Source organism: Idiomarina seosinensis, from assembly GCF_003987275.1.
Classification (GTDB): domain Bacteria; phylum Pseudomonadota; class Gammaproteobacteria; order Enterobacterales; family Alteromonadaceae; genus Idiomarina; species Idiomarina seosinensis.
The window spans coordinates 819,139-832,095 of the sequence record NZ_PIQF01000001.1 but is presented as its reverse complement, the minus strand read 5'-3'; the positions used below and the strand labels follow the sequence as shown (position 1 = coordinate 832,095).

At 47.4% G+C, this 12,957-nt stretch carries 11 protein-coding genes; 7 read left to right on the top strand and 4 right to left on the bottom strand.

Annotated features, from left to right (window positions below):
• Positions 1-7 precede the first annotated feature (7 nt).
• From CWI81_RS03995 to CWI81_RS03980, 4 genes are read left to right on the top strand one after another with little or no spacing between them, the layout of a single operon-like run.
• Positions 8-766 carry a Nif3-like dinuclear metal center hexameric protein gene (locus CWI81_RS03995; RefSeq protein ID WP_126783925.1) on the top strand — a complete coding sequence of 253 codons (759 nt, stop codon included), beginning with the start codon at positions 8-10 and terminating at the stop codon, positions 764-766.
• Positions 763-1,545: a methyltransferase domain-containing protein gene (locus CWI81_RS03990; RefSeq protein WP_126783924.1), complete on the top strand. Its 783-nt coding sequence runs from the start codon at positions 763-765 to the stop codon at positions 1,543-1,545. Before CWI81_RS03995 ends, CWI81_RS03990 begins: the two co-directional genes overlap by 4 nt.
• 12 nt (positions 1,546-1,557) lie before the next feature.
• Positions 1,558-2,406, top strand: coding sequence for a diacylglycerol/lipid kinase family protein (locus CWI81_RS03985; RefSeq protein ID WP_126783923.1), 849 nt, complete (start codon positions 1,558-1,560; stop codon positions 2,404-2,406).
• Between the two features lie 14 nt (positions 2,407-2,420).
• Complete coding sequence (locus CWI81_RS03980) at positions 2,421-3,305, top strand: NAD(P)-dependent oxidoreductase (RefSeq protein ID WP_126783922.1); 885 nt, start codon at positions 2,421-2,423, stop codon at positions 3,303-3,305.
• An 82-nt stretch (positions 3,306-3,387) separates the two neighbouring features.
• Here CWI81_RS03980 and CWI81_RS03975 read toward each other — a convergent pair whose 3' ends face one another.
• Positions 3,388-4,740 (bottom strand): DUF1329 domain-containing protein, encoded by a 1,353-nt coding sequence (locus tag CWI81_RS03975; protein ID WP_126783921.1) that lies wholly within the window; start codon positions 4,738-4,740, stop codon positions 3,388-3,390.
• Between the two features lie 163 nt (positions 4,741-4,903).
• Here CWI81_RS03975 and CWI81_RS03970 point away from each other — a divergent pair, with 163 nt between their 5' ends.
• Positions 4,904-6,091: a WD40/YVTN/BNR-like repeat-containing protein gene (locus CWI81_RS03970; protein ID WP_126783920.1), complete on the top strand. Its 1,188-nt coding sequence runs from the start codon at positions 4,904-4,906 to the stop codon at positions 6,089-6,091.
• 1 nt (position 6,092) lies between these two features.
• Positions 6,093-8,420: an efflux RND transporter permease subunit gene (locus tag CWI81_RS03965; protein ID WP_126783919.1), complete on the top strand. Its 2,328-nt coding sequence runs from the start codon at positions 6,093-6,095 to the stop codon at positions 8,418-8,420.
• A 17-nt stretch (positions 8,421-8,437) separates the two neighbouring features.
• On the opposite strand, the gene CWI81_RS03960 is transcribed toward CWI81_RS03965, so the two are convergent.
• The 3 genes from CWI81_RS03960 to CWI81_RS03950 all read right to left on the bottom strand — a co-directional run bounded on the left by CWI81_RS03960 (position 8,438) and on the right by CWI81_RS03950 (position 11,825).
• A complete protein-coding gene (locus CWI81_RS03960; protein WP_126783918.1) occupies positions 8,438-10,054 on the bottom strand; it encodes a GMC family oxidoreductase in 1,617 nt (538 codons plus the stop codon).
• Positions 10,038-11,498 (bottom strand): exodeoxyribonuclease I, encoded by a 1,461-nt coding sequence (gene sbcB, locus CWI81_RS03955; RefSeq protein WP_126783917.1) that lies wholly within the window; start codon positions 11,496-11,498, stop codon positions 10,038-10,040. Before sbcB ends, CWI81_RS03960 begins: the two co-directional genes overlap by 17 nt.
• An 87-nt stretch (positions 11,499-11,585) precedes the next feature.
• A complete protein-coding gene (locus tag CWI81_RS03950) occupies positions 11,586-11,825 on the bottom strand; it encodes a hypothetical protein (protein ID WP_126783916.1) in 240 nt (79 codons plus the stop codon).
• A 90-nt stretch (positions 11,826-11,915) separates the two neighbouring features.
• Here CWI81_RS03950 and CWI81_RS03945 point away from each other — a divergent pair, with 90 nt between their 5' ends.
• The gene (locus CWI81_RS03945; RefSeq protein WP_126783915.1) at positions 11,916-12,947 is read left to right on the top strand and encodes an isoaspartyl peptidase/L-asparaginase family protein; all 1,032 of its coding nucleotides are present in this window, start codon (positions 11,916-11,918) and stop codon (positions 12,945-12,947) included.
• Positions 12,948-12,957: the final 10 nt, after the last annotated feature.

Sequence of the window (12,957 nt, the reverse complement as noted above, 5' to 3'; positions counted from 1 at the left end):
AAAAGCAATGGCAATCGCACGTAGCGAACTGGTTGACTACCTCAATAAACAGTTAAATGTTTCAGCAATTCGAGATTTCTGTCCTAACGGCTTACAAGTCGAAGGTGCTGATACCATACAACGGGTTATAACCGGCGTTACCGCCAGTCAGGCCTTGCTCGATAAAGCTGCGGAAAAAGGTGTTGATACGGTGCTGGTGCATCATGGTTATTTTTGGAAAAATGAGCCCGCCAATATCGTCGGTATGAAGCAGCGGCGAATAAAAACGTTACTGCAAAACAATATTAATCTATTGGCTTATCACTTGCCGTTGGACGTTCACCCAATCTGGGGCAACAACGCCCAGCTGGCGAACTTGATGGGCTGGCGTATTCAAGGTCCAGCTGATAGCAATGATGCTGGCTGTGCTTTAGTCATTGGTGATTGCGATGAAACTAATAGTGACGACTTGGCTGCTCAGCTCGAACACAAGCTGGAACGCCCGTTAACTTGCTACGTTAGCGCGAACAGAGCCATTAAAAAGCTTTCCTGGTGCACAGGGGGTGGACAGGGTTTTATCGATCAGGCAGCGGCATTAGGAGTTGATGCGTTTATTACCGGTGAAGTGTCTGAACAAACAGTACACAGCGCGCGTGAACAAGGCATGGCATTTTATGCGGCTGGGCATCATGCCACAGAACGGTATGGCGCAAAGGCACTTGGTGAACACCTGCAACAGCAGTTTCAACTCGACGTTGAATTTATTGATATCGACAATCCTGCATGAATAATCGGAACAAAACATCGCGCGGCGACTTTTCCGGAATCAGCAAAAAGTTTGCTGAAAACATCTATGGTAGCACCAAAGGGCGTCTCCGCATGGCCGTTTTAAAGCGCGATTTAGAGCCTTTTATTAACGGTGCTAAATGTTCGCTGTTAGATGTGGGAGCCGGACTCGGACAAGTTAACGAATGGTTTTTAGAGCGTGAACACCGGGTGGTACATACCGACATTTCAGAGCAGATGGTCGTGGAAGCGCAACAGCGTCATCAGCAGCTTGGGTTGGCACGTCATGCCCAATACTTGGTTGCCCCGCTGGATAAACTGACTGAACAACTTCCTGCACAGCAATTTTCTTTGGTGCTATGCCACGCTATGTTGGAATGGGTTGAAGATGGTGCTGCTGCAATAAGCCAGCTTAGTCAGTTGTTAAAGCCCGGTGCCACGCTGTCGTTAATGTTTTTTAACCGTAACGCCCAACTGATGGCCAACGCTGTTTATGGGAACTTTGATTATATTGCCCGGGACTTAAAGGTTAAAAAGACGGTCCGACTAAGCCCGCAAACGCCCCGTGATCCAGCACAGGTCGAAGATTGGTTGTTAGCTGAAGGGTTAACAATAAAGAGTAAGACAGGTGTCCGCTGTTTCCACGATTATCTGCGTGATATTGAGCATCAACGTCGGTTCGATGAGTTGCTGGAGTTAGAACTTCAATACAATCAGGTGTCTCCTTTTCGCGACCTTGGTCGTTATCAACATTGGTTAATCGAGAAGCCTAATGAATAGGGTGTGGCTGCAATGACAATATTGTTAATTGAACACACAGCAAGTCGTCGCTCTAAATACTGGAGCAGACGTTATTGTAAATGGTTTGAACAATGTCGCCAGCCGGTTCTTCGGTTGATTATAAGTCCAGAGAAAGACATTGATATTTTACAGTTGCACAGATATTTGGAACGGGCGAACGAAGTTGTGTTACTGGCGGGGGACGGCAGTTTACATTGGTTGGTTAATCAGCTGACTGAGGAACAAGCGCAGCGGTTAATCATTTCAGTGATTCCTTGTGGAACGGGTAATGATTTCGCGCGCGATTGCGGGTTAAATAAGCTTGACTGGCGTATGCGTGACGAGACCGAGCTTAGTCATCGACAGCTTGATATTGGCGAGGTTAACGGCATTCGGTTTGTTAACGCTGTTAGTGTTGGTTTGCCGGCTGACTTGGTGCAGAGCCAGTCGTTGCAGCAAAAAAAGTGGTTTGGTCGGTTGAGTTACTTAGTCGGTGTGCTCGGTTGGTGGTGTCGTTATCGGCCGGTTAAAAGCAACGCGCCAGTATTGCAATCAGTACTAGTGGGGCGATACTTAGGCGGTGGCATAAAGTTAGCGCCAATGGCTGCCCGTCAGGATGGTAATTTGACCCGTGTCAGCGTTGCGCCTGCTCCTAAATTAAAACTCTTAGGGGTGCTGTGGGCGGTACTTAGCGGTAAACACGAGAAACATCCGTTAGTGACCATAGAGCAAGCTGATAACTTCATTATAAAACCGGCGGCCTTAGAGATTGACGGTGAACTCTATCAGGATGTCGGTACTGAGGCAGTCGCTTGTGTATCCAGAGTGCGCTGTCGTGTTAGGACACAAAAATCAGAATAAAGGAGAAAAACACCATGAAATGTACATTTATTGGTTTGGGCGTTATGGGCTACCCCATGGCCCGTCATTTGCAACATGCTGGATTTGATGTGTGTGTTTATAACCGCACAGAAACCAAAGCAGAACAGTGGGTGAGTGAATATCAGGGACGCTCTGCAGAAACACCCGCAGCGGCTGCTAAAGACAGTGATTTTGTGATGGTCTGCGTTGGTAACGATGACGATGTACGAAGTGTCTTTTATGGTAATGACGGGCTGTTAAACAATCTTAAGCAAGGCGCGATTGTTATCGACCACACCACCGCGTCAGCGGAACTTGCCAAAGAGCTGGACCTGGCAGTGCGAGAAAAGGGTGGCGAGTTTTTGGATGCTCCGGTTTCTGGTGGCCAGGCTGGCGCCGAAAATGGTGTTATGACGACTATGGTCGGTGGTGAGCAAGAGACCTTTGATAAAGCGGAAAAGGTGCTTAAATGCTATGCTAAGACTCGTGTTTTAATGGGCCCTGCAGGTAGCGGACAACTGGCTAAAATGGTTAATCAGATTTGTATCGCTAATGTGGTGCAAGGGGTTTCTGAGGGGTTACACCTTGCACGCAAGGTTGGACTCGACCCGGATAGATTAGTTGAAGCAGTGAACGCAGGTTCTGCTGGCTCATGGCAATTGGCTAACCGCTATCGGACCATGTGGGATCAGGAATACGAGCATGGTTTTGCTGTTAACTGGATGCGCAAGGATTTAGGCATTGCATTAAAAGAAGCAGAAAGGCGCGGGGCAGCGTTACCAGTCACTGCACTGCTGGATCAATTTTATGGCGAAGTGCAGGCCATGGGAGGAGGTCGCTGGGATACTTCAAGCTTACTCGCACGGTTAGACAAGTTGGCTGGCGACTGGAAAGACTAACACCATATTGTCCTTCCCTGGACAGAAAAAAGGCCTCGAATGAGGCCTTTTTTGGTTTGTTTAACAGGGTATCAACCGAATCTTAACGGATACCAGCGCGACGTAATGCGTTGGTGCTGAAGTCTTCGCGCTCAGGCTCGATATCCCAAATCATGTATTCACTCTCTTCGTTGGCTAAGCCTAACGAGATGTAACGACCTGAACTTAAGTCATACAACGCTTCGGCAGCCATCCACGGCACGTTTACATTGTAAAACTGGGTGTTAATCGCCTCACCTACGCGCCATAGTTCGCCACGACCGTCGTAGTGGTCAACAATAGATGCGGTCCAGGTGTCTTCATCAAGATACATCGTGCGTTTTGAATAGATGTGACGCTCGCCGTCTTTCAGCGTACCTTCAACTTCCCAAACACGGTGCTTCTCATAACGGATAAGATCCTGATTCATGTGGCCTTCCTGGATAATATCGTCATAATCCAGCTCAGGGTTCATGATCTCGTAGTTGTTGTAAGGGATATAGACTTCTTTTTTACCCTTTAACTCCCAGTTGTACTTATCCGGCGCGCCATTGTACATATCCAGGTTATCAGATGTACGTAAGCCGTCAGAGGCAGTACCTGGTCCATCATAGGCTACGTTAGGTGCGCGGCGAACACGACGCTGACCGGCGTTATAAATCCACGCGCGACGGCCTTCTTTAACCTGGTTGATGGTTTCGTGTACTAATAGTACTGTTCCTGTCAGACGTGCAGGGGCTTCTACTTCCTGCAAGAAGTAAAACAGTACGTTGTCGTCAGCTTCTTCGCGACCCGTTGCCAGGTACTCAGGAAATACCAGAGTTTCTTTCAGTTCAACTGGCACGAAGTCGCCGTTAGACAACACTGGGAACTGCGCAACGTGACGTGTCACAGCACCGCCGCGGAAGCGAGTAATATGGTTCCATACAGCTTCTACGCCAGATTCTGGAATTGGGAAGGGGATAGTGGTTGTCTCGTAGTCTTGAATACCATTACCGCCAGCAACCAGCTCTGCGTTTTCAGCATTTTTTTGAATTTTTGGCCATAACTCGTCAGGGTAAGTCGCAGTACGACGAGTCTGATAAACATTCATTTTATAGTCAGGATACTTCTCGAACATAGCGATTTGGCCTGGTGTCAGGTTATCGCGATATTCGTTTAAGTTTGAGCTAGTGATGGTAAACAGAATTTTATCATCGGCAAATGGGTTAGTCCCACGTACCTGATCAACACTACTGTCTGAATATCCGCCACTCCATGCCGGGATAGAGCCGTCTGCGTTAGCTGCCTTTTCTGCACCAATTGGCGTTAGGTCTTGGCCTAAGCGTGCTGCTTCATCGGGACTCACTTTTGCGGCAACGCTAGCGGAAATGACCGATAGGGCAAAAACACCAGCTTTGAGCATCAGTTTGTTCATTGTATTTTTTCCTTGTTGTTCTACTTTCGTTCTCCACTTTGCCAGAGGTTTGACCTGTCAGGCAATAGTTTAATGAAAAAAAGCGAGAAATTGGACAAAAAAGGTTTTCAAATATTCTTAACCTTATACAATCCTATGACATCTTAGGTAAGCAGGAGGTTCCATGCGTTTGTCCCCAACCCATGTCGGGTTGTTGCTCACAGGACTGCTGAGCATGAATGCAATCGCACAGGAAGGCAGTACTGATACAGGTTCTGCCGCCGAGTACGACGTGATTGAAGCACCGGCAATTACAGCAAAAGTAGAAAAAATAAAACAATCAGCACTTATTGAAATTGCAGCTGCAGGCGACAAACTTGTCGCTGTTGGCGCCCACGGTAATATTATCCATCGTGAAAGTGATGGTAACACATGGCAACAGGCGTCTGTTCCGACCAGTGTTCTCCTAACCAGTGTTCAGTTTTTCAATGAGCAAATCGGTTGGGCAACGGGTCATCACGGGGTGCTGCTAAAAACCAAAGACGGCGGTAAAAGTTGGCAGCGGGTACTCGACGGGTTTCGGCTATTGGATTTAGAAATCGCTTTTTATAAGCAGCAAGTTTCTGAACTGGAGCAGCAACTAGAAACAGCAGAAGATGCCGAAGTCGGCGATTTAGAGTGGGATCTGGATACCGCTAAGTTTCAGTTAGAGACAGTACAACAAGCCAAGCAAGAAAGCGGGCCAACTAAGCCATTTTTGGATATCGTCGCCATTAATAAACAAACCGCGATTGCCGTTGGTGCTTACAACACGATTGTCAGAACCGATGACGGCGGGCAAAACTGGCAGTTGCTGAATGACCGACTGGATAATCCCAATGGCTTTCACCTTAACGCTATTACCGCTAGTCAGCAGCAGCTGTATATCGCCGGAGAAGCCGGAACGGCTTATCGCAGTAAAGACTCAGGTAATAGTTGGGAAGCAGTGGCGCCACCTTATCAGGGCTCGTTTTTTGGTGCTCACTTTGATAATCAGGACCGGCTCTGGGTCTATGGCTTGAGAGGAAACTTATTTTACTCCAACGACTTAGGCGACAGCTACCAACAAGTAGACTCTGCAGTTGACGTTAATTTATCAGCTGGTTTCAGTGATAGAGATGGACATCAGTGGCTGGTAGGGAACTCAGGTGTGATTGTAGAATTGGATACTGAGCTAAATGCAACTGAGCACAGGCACCCAAGTAGCTCAGTGTTAACCGATATTATTCCGTTACAAAATGAGAAAATTGTCATTGGCCGCAGTGGTTTAATGTATTGGCCCGCACGAATGAGCAAAGAAGAAGCAGTGATTACTGCTCAGGGAGCGCAATAACGTGGATAATAAAATAATAGAAAAAAAGCCCTCTTTGGTAGAAAGGGTTCTGTTTAAATTTCGTTTGCCCTGGCTACTTGTTTTTGCACTAATTACAGCTGTTTTGGGCTATAACGCGGCGCAGGTGCGTCCCGATGCGTCCTTTACCAAAATGATCCCTACGGAACATCCTTTCATTCAAAACTACTTTGAATATCAACGTGATTTATCCAGCCTGGGTAATGTGGTGCGGGTCGCTGTGGAACATACCGAAGGCGATATTTTCGATGCGGAGTTTCAGGAAACCGTTAAAAATATTACCGACGAAATCTTTTTCATCCCAGGCGTTAACCGTTCGGGGTTACGCAGCTTGTGGACACCTAACGTGCGTTGGATGGAGGTCACCGAGGAAGGTTTTGTCGGCGGACCGGTAATACCTGACTCCTATGATGGCTCTGAAGAGTCCATTGACAAGCTAAGAACTAACGTTTTGCGTTCCGGTGAAGTCGGTAACTTAGTCGCCAATAATTTTGAATCGACGATTATTTACGTGCCGCTCGATGAAGTAAATCCGGAAACGGGTGAAAAACTCGATTATGCAGATTTTTCACAAAAGCTGGAGAATCTGGTTCGGGATAAATATCAGTCGGACTCCGTAAAAATTCACATCACGGGTTTTGCTAAGTTAATCGGTGATCTTATTGATGGTGCTTACCAGGTTGGCTTGTTCTTTTTACTGGCCATCGCTATTACCTTGGTGATGCTGTTTATCTACAGTCGCTGCTGGCGTAGCACCTTCACCGTACTTAGCTGTTCGATAATTGCAGTGATTTGGCAACTGGGAATTATTCACTTAATTGGCAGCGGCATTAATCCTTATTCAATGCTGGTTCCGTTTTTGGTGTTTGCGATTGGGGTCTCGCACGGCGTTCAGATCATAAATGCGATCAGTTTTAACCGAACCCAGGGGCACGACAAACTTAAGTCTTCACGACTGGCGTTCCGCAGCTTGTATATAGCGGGTCTAACGGCTCTGGTCAGTGATGCGATTGGCTTTACCACCTTAATGGTCATTGATATCGAGGTGATAAAAGAGCTGGCCATCGCTGCCAGTATCGGTGTTGCGGTTGTCGTTCTAACCAATCTTGGTTTGTTGCCCATCTTGATGTCCTACTTCGGTGTCTCGGAGAAAGGTGTCAGCTATCAAAAAGCCGCACAGCAACAAAAGCATCCGATTGTTCACTTCTTCGAACAGTTTGCACGTCCTAAGTGGGCTTATACCGCTTTAGTAGTGGCGTTGGTGATGTTGAGTTGGGGCTTATATCAAAGCCAGAATCTGCAAATTGGCGATCTGGATAAGGGCGCTCCTGAATTACGACCTGACAGTCGCTACAATCAGGATAATGCGTTTATCGTCGATAATTACAGCTCCAGTACGGATATTTTTGTGGTAATGGCCGCTACCGAGCCACAGCAGTGTATTGCGTACCAGAATCTTGAGCTGATGGAGCGTTTTAGCTGGCATATGGAAAATACCGCCGGCGTACAGGACGTGAAATCAATCGTTTACGTGTCGAAAATGGGCATGTTTGCAATCAACGAGGGTAACCTTAAGTGGTTTAGTTTAAACCGCAATCAATACGTTACTAATGCGTCGTTAAGCCGAATTCCGGATGGACTGATTAATAACGATTGCTCAATGGCACCCATTATTATTTATCTGGATGACCATAAAGCAGAAACACTTAAAAACGTGGTAGCGTCCGTTGAACAGTTTAATGGTAAGCATCAGCAACCTGGTATTGAACTGTTAATGGCTGCTGGTAACTCAGGTATCGAGGCCGCGACTAACTCGGTTATTGAGGGTGCACAAATTAAGATGCTGTTATGGGTTTACGGCGTAGTGATAGCGCTTTGTCTGTTGACCTTCCGCAGTCTTCGCACCGTTGCCTGCATCGTACTGCCATTAATGCTGACCACAGTGATGAGTCAGGGGCTTATGGCGGTATTGGGAATAGGTATCAAAGTAGCAACATTACCGGTTATCGCACTGGGCGTCGGTATTGGTGTTGATTACGGTATTTATATTTACAGCAAGGTTAAAGAAGGCCTTGAGCAGGGTATGGACTTGCAGAATACTTACCATTACGCATTGGAAAACACCGGTAAAGCAGTTGCTTTCACAGGTATTACTTTAGCGATTGGTGTTGCCACCTGGATTTTCTCTCCGATTAAATTCCAGGCTGATATGGGTATTTTGCTGACCTTTATGTTCATCTGGAACATGCTCGGCGCACTTATCTTGATACCAGCACTGGCTCGCTTATTGCGAGTCGGCAATAAGGCGTAATTAGAAAAGTAATGAGACTAGGCGTCGGCTTTTATTAAGTCGGCGCCTTTTTCCGCAATCGCAATGGTCGGTGCATTGGTATTGCCGCTAATGACAGTCGGCATAATTGACGCATCAATCACTCGCAAGTTAGCTACACCATTAACCCTTAACGAGTCATCAACCACCGCAGCAGGGTCTGAGCCCATACGACAAGTTCCGACCGGGTGATAAATTAACCCGCATTGCTCACTGATCTGTTCAAGTAATTGCTGATCGGTGGCGTTTTTATCTGGAAACACAATACCGCCATTATGACCTGCTAAGCTGGGTTGGCCGAGTATGGCAATCGCTTTACGCAGTCCATTAATTAAGTCTTGTCGGTCATTAGCGTTGCTTAAAAAACCATAGCGAATATTCGGCGCCAACATGGGATCAACATGATTCAGGGAAACCTGACCGCGCGAGCGGGGACGGAGTAGGCAGACATGACAGGTAAAGCCATGTTTGAGGGTTGGCCACCAGCTATAACCGCTGTCATTGAACATTACGGGCAGTAAGTGACACTGAATATCGGGTTCAGCCACCGCCTCAGATGAACGATAAAAAGCCCCAACCTCGGCTAATGAGCGCGCTAATTGGCCTTTCTTAGTGGTGATATACTGCACCAACGCAGGAGCCAGTTTTAAAAGTCCCCAAGGGGTTAAGGTCATACCGTCTTTTTTGCGATTGCGGACGTGTATCGAAATATCGACATGCTCCTGCAAATTCTTACCGACTTCTGGATTATCAACCAGACACTCGATATTGTGCTTAGCTAAGTGCTGTCTATCGCCAATGCCGGAGCGCATCAATATCTGCGGCGAATTAAACGCGCCAGCCGCCACAATCACCTGCTTAGAAGCGCTTGCCACGTAACGATGACCGGCTCGACGGTAACAAACCCCCGTGGCCTTGTTGTTGGAAAATAGGACGCGTTCGGTTAAACACTCACTTAGCACCACTAAGTTTGTTCGCGTTAAGGCGGGCTTTAAGTAAGCATCGTAAGCACCAAAACGGCGTCCATTATGGATAGTAAATTGGTAAGCGCCATAACCTTCTAGCTTTGAACCATTAAAATCGGAATTATGCGGCAGGCCATAATCTTCGCAGGCGCTGAGGAATTGTCGTGAAACATTGTACCAAGGGGGAACATCGGAAACTTTAAGTGGACCACTGTCATTGTGGTGTTGGTCAGCACCGCGTCCGTTGCCTTCTGCCCGTCTAAAGTACGGTAATATGTCACTATAGCTCCAGCCGTGACAACCAAGAGCCGCCCAGTGGTCATAATCGGATGGTAGGCCGCGAGTGTAGATCATGGCATTGATGCCGCTGCTACCACCAAGCATCTTGCCTCTCGGTGTGTAGAGTCCTTGTCCCTGTCTCAGTTTAGGTTCGGGTTGACTGCGATAAAGCCAATTAAACTTGCGACTGTGCATAAAGCGGGCAAAGCCTGACGGCATTGATGAGAAGAATCCGCCGGTTCCGGGGCCTGCTTCAAGTAAAAGAACACGTTTACTGCTGTCTTCGGTTAGACGGTTGGCCAGCACACAGCCGGCAGAGCCAGCGCCGACAATAATATAATCATAGTGGTGCTGACTATAGGTTTTGGGCATAGTCGTACAACGATTTCAGCAAACTCATCTTGTGGGTTTTGTCGTGATGTTGTTCAGCTAGTTGCTCTAACCTCAGCATAAATGTCTCTGCTGATAACATGCCCGCTGGAGGTGACAGCATGCGTTGCTGACAAAAATGCCGCCAGCGATTTAATTCGCTATCGGACAAAGTAGCTGGAAAATTACGGGCACGATAGCGAAATAATAGCTCTGGCAACCTGGGATCAGCAGTGTTCAATTCGAGACCCGCTAATTGTTCTGGCCGGGCATCGCGTATTATTTCCATGTTGTTGCGATCCTGATCGCTAAAAAAACCTTGATAGAGCTGTTGATCGACATCGTCGGCTGCGACAAATTCCTTGGGCTGCTCGTAAACGGCGACTAGTTTATCTCGACTGGCTGCCTGCTGCTGTAATGCTTGTACATATTGATTCACTTGTTCGAGATTAAGAGCTGCTGCAGTTGCCGCCGCTGGTGAAACCGTACTAATAGGAGCCAGGAAAGGGCAGCGGCTAAGGTTAATAAGTTGCAACCCCAGCTCGGGGATATCTTGTTGTTGGCGCTGCTGTTTGCTGGCAAAGGCATATTCAGCTATTTGTTCAACCGTCAGTTCAGCCAGTATTGCCGGATCGTAACGCAGATCCCAGGCGACGATGGCATTGTTTTGGTGGGGGTGAAAACCAATCGGCAAAATAGCGCTTAGGTAGCGTTTATCGCTGCCGTAAAAGCCGCTGACATGCGCCAGTGGTTGCTGCTGCTGCCAGTTAAATAAATCCATGAGTGCAGCTTTGCGCCTAATCTTATAAGCCCATTGCCATAATTTTGGCTGTTTCTCTGCAATAAGCTTGGCCAAACCAATAGTCGCGTAGACATCTGACATCGCATCGTGAGCTTGTCCGTGCTCGATATTATTAGCGACGGTTAAGTGCTCCAGGCGCAAACTAACACGGCCATCTTCGTTATTGGGCCATTCGATACCATCAGGCCGAAGCGCGTAACAGGCACGAGTTACATCAATCAGATCCCAACGTGAATTGCCGTTCTGCCAAGCATACTGATAGGGGTCATAGAAGTTGCGATAGAATAGAGTACGGGTGACTTCATCGTCAAAACGAATATTGTTATACCCGATCACCGTTGTATTGGGCTGCGCAAACTCGGCATGAATCGCGCGCGCAAAGTCAGCTTCGTTAACCCCCTGATTAAGTGCTAATTGTGGCGTGATTCCCGTCACCAGAACAGCCTCGGGATTGGGCAAAAAGTCGGGAGTAGGCTGGGCATAGAGCTTTAGTGGCCGGCCAATAACATTAAACTGATTATCCGTGCGAACACCGGCAAATTGCGCGGCGCGATCAATATGTGGGTTGACCCCCCATGTCTCATAATCGTGAAAGTAGAAAGTTGGCTGATCATTTTGTTGTTTTGGGTAAGAAGAGCCCTGCATCCGTTATCCTACGCTCAGTTGTTATTAAATTATTATGACGACGGTAAAATAATCGACAATTGTTCACTATACCATGAGCCCGGATTATTACACCCGTTGATAGTCAGTGATAATCAAGTCGTAGGCTTTCTCTAGTTTTTCGGCAACATTACGACCATCGTCGTGGCGAATAGCCAACTCGGCGTGGGGTAATATGCGATCCGCAAGCCGTTTAGCAATTGCGTCTTCTAGTTGCTGCTTTGAGGCTGACGCAGAATCCGTTGGAATCTCCAGTGTCATTTCGTCGTTTGAGCCAATATGCTGGTAGTTAACTCGATAAGTTGGCATAAACCCTCCATCAGTCGCATTGCGATTTGTTGCGTTATCCCCTCTAATAAGACTAGTTGTAAAAAAACAAAATAACGAACAGGGGATTTTATGAAAAAACATTTGCTTACCTCATTACTGGCTGTCGCTGTATTTGGATCGACAGCTACAATGGCCGATGACCATAGTAACGATATTGCTATCGCTATTCATGGTGGCGCCGGCACTATCACTAAGGCCAACTTAACCGAACAGCAGGAACAAGCCTATCGCGACAAGTTAAATGAAGCGTTACAAGCCGGTTATGATTTGCTTGATAGAGGAGCCAGCAGCACCGATGCAGTAATTGCAGCAATTCAGGTGATGGAAGCCTCGCCGTTGTTTAACTCAGGCATTGGTGCGGTGTACACTTGGGACGGTGAACATGAATTAGATGCATCATTGATGGAAGGTCAAAATGGCAATGCAGGAGCCGTTGCCGGGGTAAAAACAGTGAAGAGTCCGATTGAGCTGGCGCGAGAAGTGATGGAGCAGTCGGTTCATGTGATGCTAAGCGGTGAAGGCGCAGCCCAGTTTGCGCAACAGCAGGGCTTAGAGATGGTCGATAACAGTTATTTTAATACCGATCGTCGCTATCAACAGTTGTTGCGTGCAAAACAGCAAATAAAACAAAGCGAGCAACCAGAGCAGCAAGCCTGGGAGTATCTTGATTTAGATTATAAATATGGCACCGTCGGCGCCGTTGCTGTGGATAAAGACGGTTTATTAAGCGCAGGAACCTCGACCGGCGGCATGACCGCCAAACGTTATGGTAGAATTGGTGATTCGCCAATTATAGGTGCCGGCACCTGGGCCGATAACGAAAGTTGTGCGGTATCTGCTACTGGCCATGGCGAGTATTTTATTCGCTATCACGTGGCCGCAGATATTTGCTCGCGAGTAAAATACAAAGGCTTATCGGTTGCCGAAGCAGGCGATGAAGTCATTCATGGTGTACTCGAGCAAGCGGGCGGTACTGGCGGTGTCATTATTATCGATGCCGAAGGTAACGTTGCCATGCCATTTAATACCGAGGGCATGTATCGCGGTTACATAAAAGGTGACGGCAGCCGCGAAATCTCTATCTATAACGATAAAAACTAAGTCGGGAGTT

Excerpts from the sequence above, each read along its gene's own strand:
- CWI81_RS03995 (WP_126783925.1), top strand. The coding sequence starts at position 8 with ATGGCAATCGCACGTAGCGAACTGGTTGACTACCTCAATAAACAGTTA.
- CWI81_RS03990 (WP_126783924.1), top strand. The coding sequence starts at position 763 with ATGAATAATCGGAACAAAACATCGCGCGGCGACTTTTCCGGAATCAGC.
- CWI81_RS03985 (WP_126783923.1), top strand. The coding sequence starts at position 1,558 with ATGACAATATTGTTAATTGAACACACAGCAAGTCGTCGCTCTAAATAC.
- CWI81_RS03980 (WP_126783922.1), top strand. The coding sequence starts at position 2,421 with ATGAAATGTACATTTATTGGTTTGGGCGTTATGGGCTACCCCATGGCC.
- CWI81_RS03975 (WP_126783921.1), bottom strand. The coding sequence starts at position 4,740 with ATGAACAAACTGATGCTCAAAGCTGGTGTTTTTGCCCTATCGGTCATT.
- CWI81_RS03970 (WP_126783920.1), top strand. The coding sequence starts at position 4,904 with ATGCGTTTGTCCCCAACCCATGTCGGGTTGTTGCTCACAGGACTGCTG.
- CWI81_RS03960 (WP_126783918.1), bottom strand. The coding sequence starts at position 10,054 with ATGCCCAAAACCTATAGTCAGCACCACTATGATTATATTATTGTCGGC.
- sbcB (WP_126783917.1), bottom strand. The coding sequence starts at position 11,498 with ATGCAGGGCTCTTCTTACCCAAAACAACAAAATGATCAGCCAACTTTC.
- CWI81_RS03950 (WP_126783916.1), bottom strand. The coding sequence starts at position 11,825 with ATGCCAACTTATCGAGTTAACTACCAGCATATTGGCTCAAACGACGAA.
- CWI81_RS03945 (WP_126783915.1), top strand. The coding sequence starts at position 11,916 with ATGAAAAAACATTTGCTTACCTCATTACTGGCTGTCGCTGTATTTGGA.